Origin of the sequence: Acinetobacter junii, assembly GCF_018336855.1 — a bacterium.
Lineage (GTDB): Bacteria > Pseudomonadota > Gammaproteobacteria > Pseudomonadales > Moraxellaceae > Acinetobacter > Acinetobacter junii.
Genome location: NZ_CP059558.1, coordinates 3202630 through 3222757 on the forward strand (window position 1 = coordinate 3202630; position 20128 = coordinate 3222757).

At 40.7% G+C, this 20128-nt stretch carries 20 protein-coding genes; 7 read left to right on the forward strand and 13 right to left on the reverse strand.

The window, feature by feature from the left end; genetic code table 11:
• Window positions 1-2: 2 nt before the first annotated feature.
• Both H2677_RS14825 and H2677_RS14830 read left to right on the forward strand, forming a co-directional pair.
• Window positions 3-776 carry a helix-turn-helix transcriptional regulator gene (locus tag H2677_RS14825; protein WP_212638836.1) on the forward strand — a complete coding sequence of 258 codons (774 nt, stop codon included), beginning with the start codon at window positions 3-5 and terminating at the stop codon, window positions 774-776.
• Between the two features lie 118 nt (window positions 777-894).
• The gene (locus tag H2677_RS14830; protein ID WP_004956561.1) at window positions 895-1440 is read left to right on the forward strand and encodes a glutathione peroxidase; all 546 of its coding nucleotides are present in this window, start codon (window positions 895-897) and stop codon (window positions 1438-1440) included.
• A gap of 65 nt (window positions 1441-1505) precedes the next feature.
• Here H2677_RS14830 and H2677_RS14835 read toward each other — a convergent pair whose 3' ends face one another.
• The 11 genes from H2677_RS14835 to H2677_RS14885 form a co-directional block, all read right to left on the reverse strand.
• Window positions 1506-3683, reverse strand: coding sequence for a hypothetical protein (locus H2677_RS14835; protein WP_212638837.1), 2178 nt, complete (start codon window positions 3681-3683; stop codon window positions 1506-1508).
• A gap of 324 nt (window positions 3684-4007) precedes the next feature.
• The gene (locus H2677_RS14840) at window positions 4008-4427 is read right to left on the reverse strand and encodes a F0F1 ATP synthase subunit epsilon (protein WP_004905537.1); all 420 of its coding nucleotides are present in this window, start codon (window positions 4425-4427) and stop codon (window positions 4008-4010) included.
• Between the two features lie 17 nt (window positions 4428-4444).
• Entirely contained in the window at window positions 4445-5839 is a 1395-nt protein-coding gene (gene atpD / locus H2677_RS14845; RefSeq protein ID WP_004798063.1) for a F0F1 ATP synthase subunit beta, read from the reverse strand.
• A 30-nt stretch (window positions 5840-5869) separates the two neighbouring features.
• Window positions 5870-6739 (reverse strand): F0F1 ATP synthase subunit gamma, encoded by an 870-nt coding sequence (atpG, locus tag H2677_RS14850; protein WP_004905540.1) that lies wholly within the window; start codon window positions 6737-6739, stop codon window positions 5870-5872.
• A gap of 77 nt (window positions 6740-6816) precedes the next feature.
• Window positions 6817-8361: a F0F1 ATP synthase subunit alpha gene (gene atpA / locus H2677_RS14855; protein ID WP_004777723.1), complete on the reverse strand. Its 1545-nt coding sequence runs from the start codon at window positions 8359-8361 to the stop codon at window positions 6817-6819.
• Between the two features lie 42 nt (window positions 8362-8403).
• A complete protein-coding gene (locus H2677_RS14860) occupies window positions 8404-8940 on the reverse strand; it encodes a F0F1 ATP synthase subunit delta (protein ID WP_168154715.1) in 537 nt (178 codons plus the stop codon).
• 12 nt (window positions 8941-8952) lie between these two features.
• A complete protein-coding gene (locus tag H2677_RS14865) occupies window positions 8953-9423 on the reverse strand; it encodes a F0F1 ATP synthase subunit B (RefSeq protein WP_004905548.1) in 471 nt (156 codons plus the stop codon).
• A 39-nt stretch (window positions 9424-9462) separates the two neighbouring features.
• Complete coding sequence (atpE, locus tag H2677_RS14870) at window positions 9463-9708, reverse strand: F0F1 ATP synthase subunit C (RefSeq protein ID WP_000424060.1); 246 nt, start codon at window positions 9706-9708, stop codon at window positions 9463-9465.
• Between the two features lie 82 nt (window positions 9709-9790).
• Window positions 9791-10666: a F0F1 ATP synthase subunit A gene (gene atpB / locus H2677_RS14875; protein ID WP_004905552.1), complete on the reverse strand. Its 876-nt coding sequence runs from the start codon at window positions 10664-10666 to the stop codon at window positions 9791-9793.
• Between the two features lie 99 nt (window positions 10667-10765).
• Entirely contained in the window at window positions 10766-11164 is a 399-nt protein-coding gene (locus H2677_RS14880; protein ID WP_004956567.1) for an ATP synthase subunit I, read from the reverse strand.
• A gap of 170 nt (window positions 11165-11334) precedes the next feature.
• Window positions 11335-12174 carry a metal ABC transporter substrate-binding protein gene (locus tag H2677_RS14885; protein WP_004905554.1) on the reverse strand — a complete coding sequence of 280 codons (840 nt, stop codon included), beginning with the start codon at window positions 12172-12174 and terminating at the stop codon, window positions 11335-11337.
• Window positions 12175-12339: 165 nt separating this feature from the next.
• On the opposite strand from H2677_RS14885, the gene H2677_RS14890 reads away from it, so the two are divergent.
• From H2677_RS14890 to znuB, 3 genes are read left to right on the forward strand one after another with little or no spacing between them, the layout of a single operon-like run.
• On the forward strand, window positions 12340-12837 hold the full coding sequence (locus H2677_RS14890) for a transcriptional repressor (RefSeq protein ID WP_004905556.1): 498 nt from the start codon (window positions 12340-12342) through the stop codon (window positions 12835-12837).
• Window positions 12810-13598, forward strand: coding sequence for a zinc ABC transporter ATP-binding protein ZnuC (gene znuC / locus H2677_RS14895; protein WP_212638838.1), 789 nt, complete (start codon window positions 12810-12812; stop codon window positions 13596-13598). Before H2677_RS14890 ends, znuC begins: the two co-directional genes overlap by 28 nt.
• A gap of 3 nt (window positions 13599-13601) precedes the next feature.
• Entirely contained in the window at window positions 13602-14420 is an 819-nt protein-coding gene (znuB, locus tag H2677_RS14900; protein ID WP_212638839.1) for a zinc ABC transporter permease subunit ZnuB, read from the forward strand.
• Here znuB and H2677_RS14905 read toward each other — a convergent pair.
• Window positions 14417-15043: a LysE family transporter gene (locus H2677_RS14905; RefSeq protein WP_004905561.1), complete on the reverse strand. Its 627-nt coding sequence runs from the start codon at window positions 15041-15043 to the stop codon at window positions 14417-14419. The two genes, znuB and H2677_RS14905, sit on opposite strands and share 4 nt — an antisense overlap.
• A 158-nt stretch (window positions 15044-15201) precedes the next feature.
• On the opposite strand from H2677_RS14905, the gene H2677_RS14910 reads away from it, so the two are divergent.
• Complete coding sequence (locus H2677_RS14910) at window positions 15202-16122, forward strand: Dyp-type peroxidase (RefSeq protein ID WP_004956577.1); 921 nt, start codon at window positions 15202-15204, stop codon at window positions 16120-16122.
• A 27-nt stretch (window positions 16123-16149) separates the two neighbouring features.
• On the opposite strand, the gene H2677_RS14915 is transcribed toward H2677_RS14910, so the two are convergent.
• A complete protein-coding gene (locus tag H2677_RS14915) occupies window positions 16150-17847 on the reverse strand; it encodes an NAD-dependent malic enzyme (protein ID WP_004956579.1) in 1698 nt (565 codons plus the stop codon).
• A gap of 468 nt (window positions 17848-18315) precedes the next feature.
• Here H2677_RS14915 and argS point away from each other — a divergent pair, with 468 nt between their 5' ends.
• A complete protein-coding gene (argS, locus tag H2677_RS14920; RefSeq protein WP_212638840.1) occupies window positions 18316-20121 on the forward strand; it encodes an arginine--tRNA ligase in 1806 nt (601 codons plus the stop codon).
• Window positions 20122-20128 lie beyond the last annotated feature (7 nt).

Genomic DNA, 20128 nt, shown 5'->3' on the forward strand with positions numbered 1-20128 from the left:
AAATGAAGTTTGACGGTACCCAACAATTTCCATTCTTAACTGGTATAGAGGTGCATGAATTTCTCTATCAAAAGAATGACGTTGTTAGCCCTCACTCTTCACTTTGGGGTGACTTTAATTTTAGTTTAAATGGAACACTAGAGTTTGATATTGAAGGAAAATATTATTTATCACCGCCAAGCTATGGGCTATGGCTACCACCACGGACAGAACACCAATCACTGCCTGTTGAACATGAAATTCATTATATTTGCATCCGACTTCATCCTCGTTTCGGAGATGCATTAGGCGATGTCTGCCGCTGTTTTAGTATTCAACCTTTTTTTCGCGCCTTGGTCATTCAAATTCTAGAGCAACAAAAGCAAAATCCTGCACCCGAATATCTTGAACATTTATTACAAGTGTTATTCGATCAACTAAAACAAGCTCCAGCATATACACATTATTTGCCGCAAAGCACTCATCCAACATTAACTCCGATCCTCGATCAACTTGCGAATCCTGAATTATTTCATATGAGCCTACAACAGATCCTACAGCACTTTACATTCAGTGAACGTCATCTGTTTCGCCTCAGCCAACAAGAGTTACAGCTATCTTTAGCAGAATGGCGCAATCGAGCTAAGATCATCTATGCGATCAATCAAATTCGCCAAGGGATGACCATTAAACAACTTGCGTTTTCTCTAGGTTATCAACACAGCTCAAGTTTTATCGAATTTTTTAAACGCTATACGGGACAAACACCTATTCAACTCAAAAATGCATCTACCTAATTCAGCTTTCTTCTTTTGCTCATTATTTGTATTGATTACTATGAATAAGATTGCACTCTGATAAATAAGCAGTTAAAACAAACAAGTCTTGTCACAACAACAAATTAGGACGTATTCCATGAGCCAATCGGTTTATCACATTCCTGTTAAGGATATCAAAGGTCAGGAAGTCGACCTTGAACAATACCAAGGTAAAGTACTTTTAATCGTCAATGTCGCATCTAAATGCGGCTTAACTCCCCAATATGAAGGTTTGGAAAAACTGTACCAAGCGAAGAAAGATCAAGGTTTAGAAATCTTAGGTTTTCCAGCAAATAACTTCTTAGAGCAAGAACCTGGTAGTAATGATGAAATTCAGCAATTCTGTTCATTAAATTACGATGTTCATTTCCCTTTATTTGCAAAAATCTCTGTTGCTGGCGATGACAAACATCCACTCTATCAAACTCTAACTCAAGCAATCCCTGAACGTATTGGTGAAGGTCCTTGGTGGAAAGATTTAGTTGATTATGGTTTAACGCCAAACAATCCGCCTGAAGTTTTATGGAATTTTGAAAAATTCTTGGTAAATAAAAATGGTGAAATTGTGGCGCGTTTTGCACCAGATATTACAGCGGATGATGAACGCATCGTTAATGCAATTGAAGCTGAATTAGCAAAATAAAATACATAAAAAAGAGCGCTTGAGAGCGCTCTTTTTTATGATGAGTAATTAGGATTACGCCAGCATCAAATCTCATAACTCATTTTGATGGGTTGTATCTGATACGATGGCATAGAAACTGAAGTATTAGCTTTCTGCTTGCTTAGATTTTGAAAATCATGCCCCATTTGAGTCATCTTTTTATATTGATCTAATACAGTATTTAATTGATTAAGACGTTGCTTCAACTCAATCGACATAAACTGATCTGACTGTGCTAATGCCACCCAGCCTGCTTGTACTTTGCGTTTGGGATTGTCATGCGTCAATTGTTGCTGCATCCATTCATACAACTTTACCGCTCGATGATGTGCTTCAAACTTATAGGCAAACAGCAAAGTAGAAAGAGACAGCTCAGGTATCTGCCCCATCAGCTTCATTTCAATTTGTCTGAGTTGGTAGGCATATAAATCAATCCGATACTTGAGTAAGTCGTGAGTAAACCATTCCGCAAAATCAATCAACAAATCCATGACTTGGTTTCTTTGCGCAATGATTTGTTGTTTCTCATGAGCCGATTTGGTTTGTTCTTTATTCTGAACACGCCAAGTTCGATAAATCGCTAGTCCCCCAACAAAAAAAGCACCGATCGAACCTGAGACCATCCCACCGATTGCTGCTCCTAAAGCCAAACCATTTTTCATAGTAGAGTTAGACGATTTGTATTGCAGAAAAGGGCGTACTGTTTGTCTAGTTTGTACTTTATTAAAATTACGATAGACGGCAAAACCTGTATTCATTAAAGGGATCGGTAAAAAATCCTCACGTCCAACGACTTGCTGTAAGCTTTGCTGAGCAGTGCGTTGTACTGACTCATAACTTAGTGCTAAATCAGCAAAAACCGATGGGTATTTTTCTTGCAAATGAGCCAGTTCAATATTCACGATAATTGCAATATGTGGATAGCTCTGCGCAAATTTTTCGACTTTTTCAGTATCAAGCGTGCATTTAACCTGCATCGGTGTACCATCCACAATAAGGTCAAATCCAGCTAAATGTGAATGCTCTACAAACTCAATACTATGTCCCTGTTGGCTCAAGTTATATGCTACTTGTTGTTTAGCCAAATAAGATGATATCTGCTGCATAGCAGCATCATGATTATAATCAGGTGCTGGAATCTGTTTTAAATTATAAAATGCTTCTGGATCACCCTTTGAAGCAGTGACAAGCGCATCTAAAACCAAAGGGTTTATATGAAAATAATTCCAAATAAATCCTAAGCTATGATTTGCAGCGTTAATTCCACTAACAAATTTTAAATCTCGCCCAATTAATATTTTCTGTAGTGCTGCATTTGCTGCTTTATGGCGATCTAAATGCATAACCACCTCTTGGTTATTGAGCAATTTAGGTGCTTGTTCAATTCTATTTTTATAATAAGGTACAACAAACTCATCAGCCGATAGCCAATGATTTAAAGAGTATCCAACGAACTTTAGCTTATGCTGAAGATGTATAAATGGTTTTGGAGATTGCACAATATGCGAGTTGAGATTCTCAGGCAATAATAAGCCTACAGCTCGTCGTGTCAGTTCATCGTGTAGTTTTTGCTGTTGAATCTGATCAAGATTTCCTAGTCGATCCAAAGCTTCAACGATATCACCATGACCATGTTCATTCGAATAATGATTACGATTTAACAGACTTTGAATGTAATCGTAGTGAATATCTTCATGCTGTGTAGGTTGTTGCTGGAATACACGATCATAGATTTCTATAGCTGCATGCCAATTTTCCAAACGCACATACAACTTCGCAAGATTCAATTTGATTTCAACAATATCGTATTCATCACACAGTTGTTTCAAAACACTCAGTTTTAATTCACCATCTTTGCACTCTGATAACTGCAACAAAATCGTTTGAATTTCATTTGAGCTAAATTTTTCTTCTGAATATTGCAAACGAAATGCTAAACACTGCTCTAGCCATGCATTTTTTTGTGCATGGAACTTATAAGCAGGAATAAAGGTCTCTGTAATTAATTGAATTAAACGTAAAGAACAATGAATATCTTCTTTGGTGGAATGACGAAAATTCCAAATCTTGGGTAAAGTAAGATTAAATATTTGTGTGTAAATATTTGCAGTTAAATCAGGTTGGGTGAGCGTTACCAGCTTCAATTGGTCTTTGACAGATAAATGATGCCCTTGTTGTTCGATGCGATCTAAACGCAACTTTAAGACATTACTCGGTAACATATACTTCCTAATTGAATTTTTATAAGATCTATTCGTTATTGCAAATATAGAAAAATCAGCAAACTCTTACTTCCGATCACTATTGTTAAGCGAGTTGCTAGATTGTTAAATATATCCTTAATTTATGCTTCACGCACAGATTACCAAATAAAAAAAGTTTAAATAAACTAAGCATTATTTTCTTATATCTTAAAGAATATCTGTTCTTGATCGTATTGCTACTGAACCTTTTTATAAAGGCAATTGTGATAATTGTCAGATTCATAAAGTCACTCTAAATGAAAAAGCCACCTGACGGTGGCTTTTTCAATCTTAAATCTGCAATTACATTGCACGATTCTTGATTTTACGGATCGTTTCAAGCTGAGCAGCTGTTTCAGCCAACGCAGCAAGTGCAGCAGCAGAATCCAAATCACTCTTTTGATTTGCTAGCAATTGTTCAGCTTGTTTACGAGCTTCCATAATTGCAGCTTCATCCAAGTTGTCTGCACGGATTGCACTATCTGCAAGTACCGTAACAACATGAGGTTGAACTTCTAACACACCGCCAGATACGTAAACAATTTCTTCCGTACCATTTTCCAACTGAACACGAATCGGTCCAGGTTGGAGTAAAGTTACAAGTGGTGCATGTCCAGGTAAAATACCTAACTCACCACCCGCACCTTTTGCGATTAACATCGTAACTTGTCCAGAGTAAATAGACTCTTTAACACTTACGACATCACATTGCATAGTCGCCATGAGATGATCTCCTTAAATTAGAGTTTCTCAGCTTTAGCAATCACTTCGTCAATACCACCAACCATATAGAACGCTTGTTCTGGGATGTGATCGTATTCACCAGCTAATAGACCTTTAAAGCCACGAATAGTTTCTTTAAGCGGTACTAATTTACCAGGAGCACCAGTAAATACTTCAGCTACGTGGAATGGTTGAGAGAAGAAACGTTGGATTTTACGCGCACGGTAAACAACCAATTTATCTTCTTCAGCTAATTCATCCATACCCAAGATTGCGATAATGTCTTTAAGCTCTTTATAACGTTGCAATACGTTCTGTACAGAACGTGCAATTTCATAATGCTCTTGACCAACAACCAATGGATCTAACTGACGTGAAGTTGAGTCAAGTGGATCGATCGCTGGATAAATACCAGAAGATGCGATGTCACGGCTCAATACTACTGTTGCATCTAAGTGAGCAAACGTTGTTGCAGGTGATGGGTCAGTCAAGTCATCCGCAGGTACGTATACAGCTTGGATCGATGTGATCGAACCAGACTTAGTAGACGTAATACGCTCTTGAAGAACACCCATTTCTTCTGCAAGTGTCGGTTGGTAACCTACCGCAGATGGCATACGACCTAACAATGCTGATACTTCAGTACCCGCAAGTGTATAACGGTAGATGTTGTCGACGAATAATAATACGTCACGACCTTTACCATTTTCGTCTTTTTCATCACGGAAGTATTCAGCCATAGTCAAACCAGTTAACGCTACGCGTAAACGGTTACCTGGTGGCTCGTTCATCTGACCGTAGACCATTGCTACTTTGTCAAGAACGTTAGAATCTTTCATTTCGTGATAGAAGTCGTTACCTTCACGAGTACGCTCACCAACACCAGCAAACACAGATAAACCTGAGTGTGCTTTCGCGATGTTGTTGATCAACTCCATCATGTTAACGGTTTTACCAACACCCGCACCACCGAATAAACCAACTTTACCACCTTTCGCGAACGGGCAAAGTAAGTCAATTACTTTAATACCAGTTTCTAAAAGATCAGTAGAAGCTGCTTGTTCAGCATAAGAAGGTGCTTGACGGTGAATCGGCAAACGTTCTTCAGTCGCTACAGGACCTGCTTCATCGATAGGGCGACCCAATACATCCATGATACGACCAAGCGTAGCAGGACCCACTGGAACAGAAATCGGTGCATTTGTGCTAGTTACATTAAGGCCACGTTTAAGACCTTCTGTAGAACCCATTGCGATGGTACGAACAACACCATCGCCAAGCTGTTGCTGAACTTCTAAAGTAGTTTCAGTACCGTCAACTTGGAGAGCGTCATAGATCTTAGGAACGCTATTGCGCTCAAACTCGACGTCGATAACCGCGCCGATGATCTGAATGATACGACCGCTACTCATTGCTGTCTCCTCAATTCAAACTTAATAATGTTAAACGGCAGCGGCACCGCCAACGATCTCGGAAATTTCCTGAGTAATCGCGGCTTGACGCAGCTTGTTGTAAATGAGTTGTAGGTCTTTAATCAATTGGCCTGCGTTGTCTGTCGCTGCTTTCATTGCGACCATACGAGCAGACTGCTCACATGCAACGTTTTCAATCACACCTTGATAAACCATAGACTCGATGTAGCGAACCAACAAACCATTTAACAATTCTTCTGCTTCTGGTTCGTAGATATAGTCCCAACCATAAGTACGGTTGAGATCATCGCCTGCTTGCGCTGGTGCTAAAGGAACAAGTTGTTCTACTTTAGGCTGTTGAGTCATCGCATTGACGAAACCATTTGAAACGAGGTAGATACGATCTAATTCGCCTTTATCAAATGCATCAAGCATAACTTGTACAGAGCCAGTTAACTGCTCCAAACTCGGCGCGTCGCCAAGTTGGGTCGTTGCACCAAGCACTTTACCGCCGTAATTCTTAAAAAACGAAACCGCTTTTTGACCAATCAAAGCAAATTCAACTTCAATTGACTGCTCTTGTTGTGCTTTGACATGCTGCACAACTTTCTTGAACAAATTAATGTTCAAGCCACCTGCCAAGCCACGATCTGAAGACACCACGATATAGCCAACTCGCTTAACAGGGCGATCAACCATATAACGGTGTTTATATTCAGGATTTGCTTGAACTAAGTGAGCAATTACACGGCGCATATTATCGGCATACGGACGGCCTTGAGCCATGCGCTCTTGCGCACGACGCATTTTAGAAGCAGCTACCATTTGCATCGCGCGAGTAATTTTCTGCGTGCTTTTGATACTAGCTACTTTGGCGCGAATTTCTTTTAAATTTGCCATACGCTTAACCTAGTATTCGAAAGCTCTTTCGAGCTTCCGAAGGTTGATCCGTGAACCAAACTTAACTAAAGATAAACTTAGTAAGTTTGAGTCGCTTTGAAGCTCTCAATACCTGCTTTGAATGCTGCTTCGATGTCTTTGTTATAATCACCAGTTTCATCGATCTGTTGCATTAACGCAGCATGTTCTGAACGGAAGTAAGCAATTAACGCAGCATCAAAGTCTACGATTTTCTTCACTTCAACGTCAGCCATGTAGCCTTCGTTAGATGCATAAACAGATACAGCTTGGTCAGCAATTGAGTAAGGAGCATATTGTTTCTGCTTCATTAACTCAGTTACACGTTGACCATGCTCAAGTTGCTTACGAGTTGCTTCATCAAGATCAGAAGCGAACTGAGCAAACGCAGCCAATTCACGGTATTGTGCTAAAGCAGTACGGATACCACCAGACAATTTTTTGATGATCTTAGTTTGAGCAGAACCACCAACACGCGATACAGAGATACCCGCGTTCACAGCAGGACGAATACCCGCGTTGAATAATGATGTTTCTAAGAAGATCTGACCGTCAGTAATCGAAATTACGTTCGTTGGTACGAATGCAGATACGTCACCCGCTTGAGTTTCAATGATCGGTAACGCAGTTAAAGAACCAGTTTGACCAGTTACTGCACCGTTCGTGAACTTCTCAACATAGTCAGCTGAAACGCGCGAAGCACGCTCAAGAAGACGTGAGTGAAGATAGAATACGTCACCTGGATACGCTTCACGACCTGGTGGACGACGTAATAACAATGAAATTTGACGGTAAGCAACAGCTTGCTTAGACAAATCATCATAAATAATTAACGCATCTTCACCGCGGTCACGGAAGTATTCACCCATTGTACAGCCTGAGTACGGAGCTAAATACTGCATAGCTGCAGGATCAGCTGCCGCAGCTGCGACAACAGTTGTATACGCCATAGCGCCAGTTTCTTCTAGCTTACGTACAACGTTTGCAATTGTTGATTGTTTTTGACCAATCGCAACGTATACACATTTAATGCCAGAGTTTTTCTGAGCGATGATCGCATCGATCGCCATTGCTGTTTTACCAGTTTGACGGTCACCAATGATCAACTCACGCTGACCACGACCTACAGGGATCATGGTATCAACTGATTTATAACCAGTTTGAACAGGTTCGTCGACAGATTGACGCCAAATTACACCTGGTGCTACTTTTTCAACAGCATCAGTTAGTTTTGCATCAATAGGGCCTTTACCATCAATTGGGTTACCCAAAGCGTCTACGACACGGCCAAGAAGTTCAGGACCTACCGGAACTTCTAATACACGACCTGTACAACGAGCTTTTTGACCTTCTTGAAGGCTTAGGTAGTTACCTAAAACAACGGCACCCACTGAATCCTGTTCTAGGTTCAGTGCCATACCAAATAAGCCGCCGTCGAATTCGATCATTTCACCGTACATTGCATCCGCAAGACCGTGAATACGCACGATACCGTCAGATACCATGACGATGGTACCTTCATTCTTAGCGGTCGCGCTGGTGTCCAGATCGCCGATACGCTGTTTAATGAGCGCACTGATCTCGGATGGATTCAGTTGTTGCATTGCGCTATTCCTCAATCTTTTTTAAGTTCAGTCTTTTTGCTGTTACGCAAGAAGACGAGTCCGCATTTTTTCAAGCTTGTTAAGCGCAGAGTCATCTATCACTTGGTCGCCTGCACGAATCACAACACCTGCGATTAACGCTGGATTAACGGTAACAGTCACATGTACAGTTCTGTTAAAACGTTTTTCAAGCGCATGAGCTAAAATATGCTCTTGTGTCGCATCCATTGGAAAAGCAGATTCAATCTCCACTTCCAACGTGTTGTTGTTCTGCGATTTAAGTAATTCGTATTCTGCAGCAATTTCAGGCAATAAAACTAAACGATCGTTATCTGCAAGAAGTGTCAAAAAGTTAGACACTGATTGAGATTGATCTTCACCTAAAACTTTCGCAAAAAGACCTACTTGTTCCGCAGGAGTCAGCTCAGGGCGATTTAAATAAGCGGAAAATGCTTCGTCTTGCACCGCAGCACTGAGCAGTTGTAACGCATTTGACCAAGCGTCAGTTGCATTCTGCTCAGATGCATAAGCAAATGCTGCTTTGGCGTACGGGCGTGCTAACGTCAAGAGTTCAGCCATATTTCGCCTCGCTTATAGTTTAGCAGCCAGCTGAGTCAGCATGGCATTATGAGCTTCTGCGTCAACTTGTTGGTTCAGAATTTTTTCTGCGCCAGCAACTGCCAAAGCAGCAACTTGTTGACGTAATTCTTCGCGAGCAGCATTGATGTCTTGATCAACAGTTTCTTTCGCCTGTTGACGAATACGCTCACCTTCAGCCGCAGCCTGGGTACGCGCTTCTTCTACCAATTGTGCTGCACGACGGTTCGCTTGTTCGATCAATTGAGCCGCTTGTGCTTTCGCTGCATCTAATTCTGCCTTAACTTGTGCTTGTGCATCAGCAAGGTCAGCTTTAGCTTTTTCAGCAGCGTTTAAGCCATCAGCGATTTTACGCTGACGCTCACTAATCGCATTGATTAGTGGTGGCCAAACAAACTTCATGCAGAATGCGACGAACATCGCAAATGCAATTGCTTGACCAATCAATGTGAGGTTGATATTCATTTCGCTATTCCTCAATATGTGGATTTAGGAATTAAGCTATTAACCTACAAATGGATTAGCGAAGATGAAGAACAAGCCAATACCAACACCGATCATAGGCACAGCATCAAGAAGACCCGCGATTAAGAACATACGAGTTTGAAGTTGTGGAGCCAATTCTGGTTGACGAGCAACAGCTTCTAAGAAGCGACCACCTAAAAGACCAAAACCAATCGCAGTACCTAAAGCACCGAAAGCGATCAAGATAGCAGATGCAATTGCAACTAGACCTAAAGTGAGTTCCATGAAAAATTCCTCAGAGGTTAGGTTATTACCAAATTAAACTAAAATTTAAGCCCAACCATCAGGTGATAGTTAGGCAATACCATTAATGCTTTTCGCTTGCCATGCTCAAGTAAACGATGGTCAGCATCATAAAGATAAATGCTTGCAGCGTGATTACAAGAATGTGGAAGATAGCCCAAGGCACAGATAACGCCCACTGGATCCAGAACGGTAATAACGCGATTAAGATGAAGATTAACTCACCTGCATACATGTTACCGAACAGTCGTAGAGCCAACGAAACTGGACGAGCAAGGAAAGTTACTAATTCCAAAATCAAGTTCACTGGAATCAATAACGCTTTTGCAACTGGGTTACTTGGATTAAACGGGTTAAGTGCCAACTCGCCAACGAATCCTCCAACACCTTTTTCACGGATGCTGTAGAACAAGATCAACACAAATACCGACAATGACATACCTAAAGTAATGTTCGGGTCAGTAGATGGAACAACCTTGAAATAAACGTGGTGAGGGTCCATACCAAATACACTTGCACCAATCTGTTGAGCTAGATAAGGAATCCAGTCTACAGGAATCAAGTCCATTGCGTTCATGAGGAAAATCCACACGAAAATGGTCAATGAAAGTGGAGCAATTAAACGTGATTTGCCGTGGAAAGTATCACGAACACTTGAGTCAACAAACTCAATGATCATCTCGATCGCTGATTGGAATTTAGTTGGTACACCTGCATTCGCAGCTTTCGCAACTGTCCAGAACAACAAACAGAAAATAACACCAAGTCCGATAGACCAACCCATTGAATCCAAGTGAATTGCAGTGAACCCCATCGATTGAGCTTCTTCAGCAGTCTCAGCCAATTTCCATGTACCATCAGGCATTTTGCCATAGGTCATATTGGTCAAGTGATGCTTGATATACTCGGTCGAAGTCAGGGCATGTTCTTCAGCAGCCATAAATCACACCTGGTCAATGTCAATCATTAAAAAGAAGTTAAACGAACCATGCGTACTGCAATAATCTCGTTTTTACTTCCAAAAATCTCAAAATGTGCTTTATCCACGTTTTTGTAGACGCGACGCCCAAAACGGCGCGACCCACGACATCGCTTGTACGAGGATAAATCCACTAAACAATGCAACCGGTGACAGCGGTTTAACATTGCTTAAAATTAATATAAAACCAACGATCACAATCGCAAACTTCCCAAGCATGCCTCGATACATGTTTAGCATGACTTGTTTTGATGCTCTGGCACCTGCCGTTCTGAACGACTGCCAAGCAAAATAACAGTGTGCTAACCAACAGACCAAAGCTCCAAGCGCAGCACTTAAAGCAGCAGTTGTATCTTTAATCAGCCAAGCCAATAAAGCTGCCACTGGAATCATACACGCTTGTAAGAAGACCAAAGCTTTTGCTAATCGTCGGTCAATCATGCGACTAGTTCGGCTCATTTTTTACCCACTTACAGCGTAACTGCTTGACAAGTTTTATTGATGATCGTTTCGAATCGCAGGCATTATAGAGTTACACCCCTGAACATGCAATCTTTTCTCGACTTAAGTCTGCTTTTTTCGTTACCATATTTTCTGACGATAGAGTCAACTCAATTAATTTTTTTTCATCATTTTTGCGCACTTAATACGCACTTATCGGTTTTTGAAGCCAATTTTTTCCAAGCAACCACAAAATCATCCTCCCCTCTCATGCTTTCATCTACCGATTCAAAGATGATGGGATTCAGCTTCTGATATTGGCTTGAACTTGCCGAAGTTTCAGCCAATAGGCACATTTTTGACTTTGGTCGACTATCTTTTAAGTACTTTATTTGTGCAGCTGTAGGCGCAATATGCGGATCATCAGTTAATGCTCCAGCAAACTTCAAATTCAGCGCCCGCTCTAAATATTGATAGGCATCATGATAAGACCAATATGGTTTTGCCTTATTAGTACTCTCATATATTTGTGAAGCCTGTAGCATTTGTTGTGCAAAGTTTTTTGCATTTGACATATATTTATTTTTATTTTCAGGATTTTGCTGTGATCGCAAAGTCGCAATAAAGAAAGCAATACGAACTGCATTGTTTGGTTCCAACCAAACATGACTATCCATCGTATTCGCCAAAGCTGCTCCGCGTAAACTACGCTGAGGAAGTATCGTTAAAATTCCTGAGTCCAATAAAGCAATCGCTTTTCGATTTTGTCCTAGGAGCTTTTCTAAAGGTGCTTCATGCGCCTTGCCTAGCCATATCACTAAAGATGCATCCTGAATCGCTTTGCGGTGAGCAGGTGTCAATTGAACATCATGTCCTGTTTGATCATTTAAAAGTAATACAGGCTCTTCAATTCCTTGTGTTACTTCCTTAGCGATCAAATAAATTGGATGTGTCGAAACCACTAAACTTTGAGTCCACCCCCATGTACTAAACATTGAAAAGAAAACAAAGATTAAAAGGCGTGACATTACAGTAGTACTCAACTTAGCGAAGCATGTTATAATATAACAAAAGTTAAAAATTGCCTATGTCTATTTTCCAAGCCCCTTGTCATCATAATCATCAAGATCACGATATAGATAGTTATAGATCATTTGCATGTTATGATATGTGCAAAACAATGAGGTCAAGTTATGAGTTCTTGTTCACATGAACATGATAATGCTTTGCACGGTGTCCACGGTCATCACGATATTAAAGCAAGAATTGCGGAAGCAGAGCTTTTATGTACTGCGGTTGGCGCACGACTAACACCTTTACGCAAAGAAGTTCTTGAACTCATTCTAAATGCCTCGGCACCTATGGGTGCTTATGATCTTCTGGCAAAAATAAAAGGGCAAGCTGATCGTCCTGCTGCACCACCCACCGTGTATCGAACATTAGATTTCCTGCTAGAGAAAGGCTTAATCCATCGTTTAACCTCAATCAATGCTTACATCCCTTGCTGCCATCCACGTGAAGGACATCAAGCTGCTTTTTTGATTTGTACAGAATGCCACTCTGTAAAAGAAGCATCTGCTCAAGGCTTAATTCAACAGTTAGATCAATTGGCGGCATCTGATCAATTTATCGCGCAACACAGCATTATTGAAATCTCTGGAAAATGTCATCAGTGCAGCACTCGTCAATAAGCCCTTCATTGATTGAACTTGAAAATATTTCGGTTCAACGAGATAAACGAGACATCCTTAGAAATGTCAATTTTGCTTTACAAGCAAAAGAAATCGTCACTTTGATTGGTCCGAATGGCGCTGGTAAGTCTACGTTGATCAAAGTATTGCTTGGCATCATGCAACCCAACGCAGGCAAAGTCACTTTTGCTAAAAAGCTAAAAATGGCATATGTCCCACAAAAATTTAATCCGTCTAGCAGCCTGCCCTTACGTGTCCAAGACTTACTTGATCTAGAAGCATGTGCAAGTGATCTTCGCAAAGAAATTATTCAGGACACTGGGATTGCAAGACTACAATTATCTAAAGTTCAGCAGCTATCTGGAGGAGAACGTCAGCGTGTTCTCCTTGCTCGCGCCTTATTACGTCAACCTGATATTTTAGTTCTTGACGAGCCCATGCAGGGTTTAGACATCCAATCAGAAGCCGAACTGTATGAATACGTACGTAGTCTGCCAGAGCGTTATGGTTGTGCTGTTTTAATGGTTTCTCACGATTTACAGTGGGTTATGCAAGGTACTCATCGTGTAGTTTGTCTCAATAAACACATTTGTTGTAGCGGACTACCTGAAAGCATTCAACAGCATCCTGAGTATCAAGCAATTTTTGGAACTCAACGCATGTTTTATCAGCATCACCACAATCATTGTGGGCATAGCGATCATGTTGAACTCTGTACGCATGACCCTCGTCCGCATATCCACCCTGAACCAAAGGTCTAAGCGATGATGGAATGGTTAGAGTTACTGTTACCTGCTTGGATCATGGGGACATTACTAGTATTTCTCACAGCACCTTTAGGTTGTATGATGCTTTGGCGCAGGATGTCATTTTTTGCAGACACTATGGCGCATGGCACATTACTCGGTGTTGCTATAGCAGGAATGCTTCAACTGCCTTTTTGGTTAGGTGTTGGTTGTTTAGCAGGACTCTTAGTCGCTATTTTATGGGTTCTACATGATTCAAGATTGCCGAATGATGCCTTATTGGCATTGTGTTCAGCGACATTACTGTGCTCAGGCCTACTTCTAATACAGCATTTACCAAGTTTAAGACCTGAACTATTAAGCTATTTATTTGGCGATCTGTTGAGTATCGAATGGGCTGATTTACCTTTATTTGCGATTGTTATCGCTGCAGCATTGGTTGTTCTTTATCGCTCATGGTCCGCACAAATTCAGATTTCTATTGATCCTGACATTGCGATCAGTGAAGGCGTGAATGCTAAATGGCAACGCCTAGTTTTTATGTTGCTTCTCGCTTTATTTACCGTGTTGGCACTTCGCGCAGTAGGCTCTCTACTGATGGGTGCTTTGCTGGTCATTCCCGCATTGAGTGCTCGCTTACTGGCTCACTCCCCTAAACAAATGGTGATTTGGGCATTTATGCTTGCTCAATTTGGAGTGACCGTTGGATTATGGTCAAGTGCAGCATTGAATATTGCTACAGGATTAAGCATCGTTTTGTGTATGGCACTGACATTCGCAGCTATTTTTGCAACACAAAAATTTAAATCTCTTAGCGTGTCTTCAGCAAAAGATTAACTCGTTTGCTGAATTGCACTCAACAATGCAGCTGCACAACCAAACATCACCGCAAAACTTCGATTTAAATATTTTTGCTGTCGAGGTGAACGCAGTAATCTCAAGATTTTTGATGCAAGTCCTGTATATGCCGCCATCACCATCAAATCAATCACGACCATTGTAATCGCCATGATCACATATTGTATCCACTGCGGTTGGTTTAAATCTAAAAATTGCGGGAGTACAGCCAACAAAAAAACGATAGCTTTAGGATTACTCATATTGACGATAAATCCTTTAAACACCAGTACTAAAGCAGGTGTGTTTTTCTGCTCGGTTTGAATATCAATATTTTGAGCTGGGGCAGTCCACTGAACATAAGCTAAATATAATAAATAAATGACCCCAAACCATTTCACCACCTGAAACGCCCACGGTGTCGTCGCAAAAAGAACTCCCACCCCTGCGGCTACAATCATAATTTGAATAATCAAAGCCAGCTGCAAGCCAATCGCATTCCAATAACCATGCTTAAAGCCATAGTTTAAACCACTCGACATTGAAGCGATCGCCCCCGCCCCTGGAGAAAGACTAATCACCCAGCATGCCAACATAAAGGCGAACCAAACTTGGAAACTCATATATAAAAGAGATAAATAAAAGTGGAATTATACTGTTTTATTGCTGAAATTTTCTGCTAATTCATGAGGTAAAAAAGAATAAATAAACTATTAAACAGTTATATCATCAGGCACAATATTGTTTTTTGCTGTATTAAAAAATAATTAAGGAGATTTTAATGACTGCTCAATCTGTCATTCTTCCACTACCTTCAGATCATGCACGCTTTATTGTGCTTCGCTTAAAAGATCTTACAATTTCTGAATTAAAACAACAGATTGAAGCTCTCCTATCAACTCGCGACCGCCTCATCACCCAACATCCAAATGATCAAATTAAAACTGCTGTTGCGTTTGGTCCTGAGTTGTGGGCACAACTCAGCACTGAAACACCAGAAGGTTTTAAACAACTCGACCCTCAAAGTGGCGCATTTAATATGCCTGTTGTACCTGCAGATGTATTTATTCATATTGCAAGTGCACGTGCTGATATTTGCTTCTCAATCAGTCAAGCTTTCTTTGCAGGTATTCAAGACAAAGTAGAAGTCTTGGATGAACGCCATTGCTTTAGATTTTTTGATGGACGTGATATGACAGGGTTTATTGACGGCACTGAAAACCCTCAATTTCCTGACGATCGTGCTGAAGCTGCGCTGCTACCTGAGCAAGCAGGCAAATTTGCGGATGGAAGTTTTATTTTTGCTCAGCGTTATGTCCACGACTTAGCGAAATGGCAACAACTCAAAGTAGATACGCAAGAGCAAGTATTTGGTCGTACCAAATTAGAGTCAATTGAACTTGATGATGATGTCAAACCTGAAAACTCTCATGTTGCACGTACAGTCGTGGAAGACGATGAGGGTGAAGAAATGGAAATCCTCCGTCACAGCTTGCCATATGGTGATGGCAAAGGTGAACAAGGTTTATTTTTCGTCGCCTATACCAATGATCTAAATATTATTGATGCAATGTTACAGCGTATGTTCGGAACTGCTGGTGATGGCATTCATGATCGCCTATTACATTTCACTACAGCAGTTGATGGTGCCTATTACTTTGCGCCTAGTGATGAACTTCTAGAGGAAATATTGGCAGTATAAAAAAAGGAGCATTACGCTCCTTTTTATTTAAAATGGGATTCGTTTATATCGACGGTATTCAGGATGCCAAAAAGATTCTTCTATTTTTTGCTGCAATAAATCATCACTGATCGTTACCGCAACACCATCTTGAATCGCAGCTTTCGCCACCTCAAAAGCAATCACTTTAGACACAGCCTGAATCTCACCTAATGGAGGTAATAAGTCTGCTTGAGCATCTGCTAATAAAGGAGAGCAATCAGCCAATGCACGACTTGAAGCCATCAACATATTTTCAGTGATTCGGGTAGCTGCACAAGCGACTACACCCAAACCAATACCTGGGAAGATATAAGAATTATTGCACTGAGCAATATTGTATAGTTGACCATGATAATTCACAGGTGCAAATGGACTTCCCGTTGCAATCAACGCACGCCCTTCAGTCCACTCGATTATATCTGCAGGTACTGCTTCGACACGAGAAGTTGGGTTTGATAAAGGCATGACTATAGGACGTTCGCAATGTGCCGCCATGGTACGAATAATTTCTTCAGTGAATAAGCCTGGTTGCCCCGAGACACCAATCAATACGGTCGGTTTGACATTCTGCACAACATCTAACAAAGAAATAATATCTTCAACTTTCGCCCACTGCTCGATGACTTCCGCCTTTTGCGCTAACTTACGCTGGAAATCTAACAAGTTCGGCTGATTTTCAGTGATTAAACCAAAACGATCAACCATATATACACGCGCACGTGCTTCAGCATCCGTCAAACCTTCTGCCATCATTTGGGCAATAATTTGTTCAGCAATACCACAACCTGCTGAGCCTGCCCCCAAAAAGGCAATCGTTTGATCTTTTAATTGTTTTCCTGCCGCTCGACTCGCTGCAATTAAACTTCCAACCGAAACGGCCGCAGTACCTTGGATATCATCATTGAAACAACAAATCTTATCGCGGTATTTTTGCAATAACGGCATAGCATTCTTTTGAGCAAAATCCTCAAACTGAATCAAAGCTTTTGGCCAACGTCGTTTAACCGCATTGATCACATGATCAATGAATTCATAATACTCGTCGCCATTGATACGAGGCTGACGCCACCCCATATAAATCGGATCATTTAATAGTTGCTGATTATTGGTTCCGACATCGATTGTAATCGGCAAAGTATAGGCTGGGCTAATTCCGCCACAAGCAGTGTATAAAGACAGCTTCCCAATCGGGATACCCATCCCGCCAATTCCTTGGTCGCCTAATCCCAAGATACGCTCACCATCGGTAATCACGATCACTTTTACATTGTTTTTATTCACATTTTGTAAAATATCATCAATAAATTCACGATCAGGATATGAGATAAAAACACCACGATGACGGCGGTAAATATCTGAGAAACGCTGACATGCTTCCCCGACAGTTGGTGTATAAATAATCGGCATCATTTCTTCTAAATGATGTTCGATGAGGTGATAAAATAAGGTTTCATTGGTGTCTTGAATATTGCGTAAATAGATATGCTTATTGATGTCATCACTAAACGCACAATATTGCTGATATGAACGCTGACTCTGTTCTTCAATAGTTTCAATAATATGTGGAAGTAAACCGTGCAAATTAAAGTTGGTTCGTTCTTCTTGAGTGAACGCCGAACCTTTATTTAAAAGTGGTAATTCTAGGAGGGTATAACCTGCATATGGGATATAAAGAGGGTGTTTACTTGGATTTCCTGTTGTCATTGCCTATCTCATTTTCCAGCTTAGAGCACAAAAGCCTCTTAAAGATCACTTCATGCTCGTGGTGTCTAATAGCTTAAGGCTATTTCGTATAAAAATGACATTTTAAACAGTGATACAGTTCAGGCTTAGTATTCAATAGCGACATACAAGAGATATTTTATAATATTTTCATACAATTATAATTATGTTGTGATAATTCATAGTTATCAATAAATCTTAAGCACATAAATTTTGATGTTATCAACCATTTCATAATTAAATAATGCAAAAATCTTGTACACTTGATCCAAACCACATTCATTCAAATCAGAAATTACCAATCAAACTAAAAGTTGAGATTCAATGAAACTCTCATTCACATAGGTCATTACTTAACTAAAATTATTCACTCAGCCGCCAAATGTCTCCCCTAACAGGGGCGAAATTTGCTATATTTAGCGTTTTTCCGCGACATTTATTTCGGTAACTATGAATACGGCAATACAATCAGCTCTTGATCATGCGGTGCAATCCCTTCAACAACAAGGGGTACTTCCTTCAGATTGGACAAACACGAGCCATTTAACCCGTACCAAAGACCGAAGTCACGGTGACTTTGCTTCGAATATTGCGATGATTGGCTCGAAAGCTGCAGGTATGAAACCTCGTGATCTTGCTGAAAAAATCCTAGCAGCACTTCCAGAAGTTGCTGATATTAGTAAAGCAGAAATTGCTGGTCCAGGATTCATTAACTTCTTTCTAAATGCTGATCAACGCTTTGCTGTGCTCGACCAGATTCAAGCACAGAAAGATCAATATGGTCGTAGCCAAGTGAACGCTGCGAAAAAAATCCAAGTTGAGTTTGTATCAGCGAACCCTACTTCTAGCCTACATGTTGGGCATGGTCGTGGCGCTGCTTACGGTATGACTGTTGCAAACTTATTAGAAGCAACAGGCGCTAAAGTTGATCGCGAATACTATGTAAATGATGCTGGTCGTCAAATGGATATTTTGGCGACTTCTACTTATTTGCGCTATTTAGAGTTAACAGGTCAAACTCTTGTTTTCCCTAAGAATGCCTACCAAGGCGACTACGTGAAAGAAATCGCACAAAGCATCATTGATCAAGATGGTGATGCTTATGTTCGTCCAGTTACAGATATTTACAAAGATGTACCAGAAGACGTTCAATATGCAGAAGAATTAGACGCTGATGGCAACAAAGTTGTGCTCTCTGGGGATAAAGAAAAGCATATTGATGGTTTAATTGCGAATTCTCAACAGCATTTAGGTGAAGGCTATCGCGTTTTCCACCAAGCGGCTTTGCATGCCATTTTAGATGATATTAAAGACGACCTCGCAGACTTTGGTGTTACCTTTGATCAATGGTTTAGTGAAGCATCATTGGCTGATAAAATTGATGAAGCACTTACAACACTTGATCAACGCGGTTTCCTCTACGAAAAAGATGGCAATATCTGGTTTAAATCAACCGAATTCGGCGATGAAAAAGACCGTGTTGTGAAACGTCGTAATGGTCAAACCACCTATTTTGCGTCTGACATTGCTTATCATTTGAATAAATTACAACGTGGTTATACTGACTTAATTGATATTTGGGGTTCAGACCATCATGGTTATATCTCACGTGTCAAAGCAGCAATTGACGCGATGGGCTATGACTCGAAGAAATTGACTGTACTTTTAGTTCAGTTCGTGAGTTTGTGGCGTGGCGGTGAGATGGTACAAATGTCATCTCGTTCAGGTCAGTTCGTCACATTGCGTGATCTACGTAAAGAAGTTGGGAATGATGCGGCACGCTTCTATTACGTGATGCGTAAATCTGAGCAACATATTGATTTTGACTTAGACCTCGCAGTTTCGCAAAGCAAAGACAATGCGGTGTATTACATCCAATATGCGCATGCGCGTGTGAACCGTATGGTAGATATTCGTGCACCAGAGAAGAATATTCCATTTGATCGCACTACTCTACAAAATTATGATGCAAAATTACTGACTTTAGAGACAGAATTTGAAATATTAGCTAAGCTCTCAGCTTATCCAGATATTTTGGTACGAGCAGCCAATGCGTATGAACCGCATCAAATTGGTAACTATCTGAAAGAATTAGCTGCGTTGTTCCACGGTTGGTATAACTTGGATAATGTTAAAATTCTAGATGAAACAAATATTCCTTTATCGCAAGCACGTTTATTACTTTCAATTAACGTACAGCAAGTGTTACGTAATGGTTTAGAGTTATTGGGCGTATCTGCACCAGACTCAATGTAATCTAAAC

Coding starts and splice junctions, on each gene's coding strand:
- atpB (WP_004905552.1), bottom strand. CDS start 10,666: ATGGCTGCTGAAGAACATGCCCTGACTTCGACCGAGTATATCAAGCAT.
- znuC (WP_212638838.1), top strand. CDS start 12,810: ATGTCATCAGTGCAGCACTCGTCAATAAGCCCTTCATTGATTGAACTT.
- H2677_RS14830 (WP_004956561.1), top strand. CDS start 895: ATGAGCCAATCGGTTTATCACATTCCTGTTAAGGATATCAAAGGTCAG.
- H2677_RS14905 (WP_004905561.1), bottom strand. CDS start 15,043: ATGAGTTTCCAAGTTTGGTTCGCCTTTATGTTGGCATGCTGGGTGATT.
- znuB (WP_212638839.1), top strand. CDS start 13,602: ATGATGGAATGGTTAGAGTTACTGTTACCTGCTTGGATCATGGGGACA.
- H2677_RS14885 (WP_004905554.1), bottom strand. CDS start 12,174: ATGTCACGCCTTTTAATCTTTGTTTTCTTTTCAATGTTTAGTACATGG.
- atpG (WP_004905540.1), bottom strand. CDS start 6,739: ATGGCAAATTTAAAAGAAATTCGCGCCAAAGTAGCTAGTATCAAAAGC.
- atpE (WP_000424060.1), bottom strand. CDS start 9,708: ATGGAACTCACTTTAGGTCTAGTTGCAATTGCATCTGCTATCTTGATC.
- H2677_RS14910 (WP_004956577.1), top strand. CDS start 15,202: ATGACTGCTCAATCTGTCATTCTTCCACTACCTTCAGATCATGCACGC.
- H2677_RS14865 (WP_004905548.1), bottom strand. CDS start 9,423: ATGAATATCAACCTCACATTGATTGGTCAAGCAATTGCATTTGCGATG.
- H2677_RS14825 (WP_212638836.1), top strand. CDS start 3: ATGAAGTTTGACGGTACCCAACAATTTCCATTCTTAACTGGTATAGAG.
- atpD (WP_004798063.1), bottom strand. CDS start 5,839: ATGAGTAGCGGTCGTATCATTCAGATCATCGGCGCGGTTATCGACGTC.
- H2677_RS14915 (WP_004956579.1), bottom strand. CDS start 17,847: ATGACAACAGGAAATCCAAGTAAACACCCTCTTTATATCCCATATGCA.
- H2677_RS14860 (WP_168154715.1), bottom strand. CDS start 8,940: ATGGCTGAACTCTTGACGTTAGCACGCCCGTACGCCAAAGCAGCATTT.
- H2677_RS14835 (WP_212638837.1), bottom strand. CDS start 3,683: ATGTTACCGAGTAATGTCTTAAAGTTGCGTTTAGATCGCATCGAACAA.
- H2677_RS14840 (WP_004905537.1), bottom strand. CDS start 4,427: ATGGCGACTATGCAATGTGATGTCGTAAGTGTTAAAGAGTCTATTTAC.
- atpA (WP_004777723.1), bottom strand. CDS start 8,361: ATGCAACAACTGAATCCATCCGAGATCAGTGCGCTCATTAAACAGCGT.
- H2677_RS14880 (WP_004956567.1), bottom strand. CDS start 11,164: ATGAGCCGAACTAGTCGCATGATTGACCGACGATTAGCAAAAGCTTTG.
- argS (WP_212638840.1), top strand. CDS start 18,316: ATGAATACGGCAATACAATCAGCTCTTGATCATGCGGTGCAATCCCTT.
- H2677_RS14890 (WP_004905556.1), top strand. CDS start 12,340: ATGAGTTCTTGTTCACATGAACATGATAATGCTTTGCACGGTGTCCAC.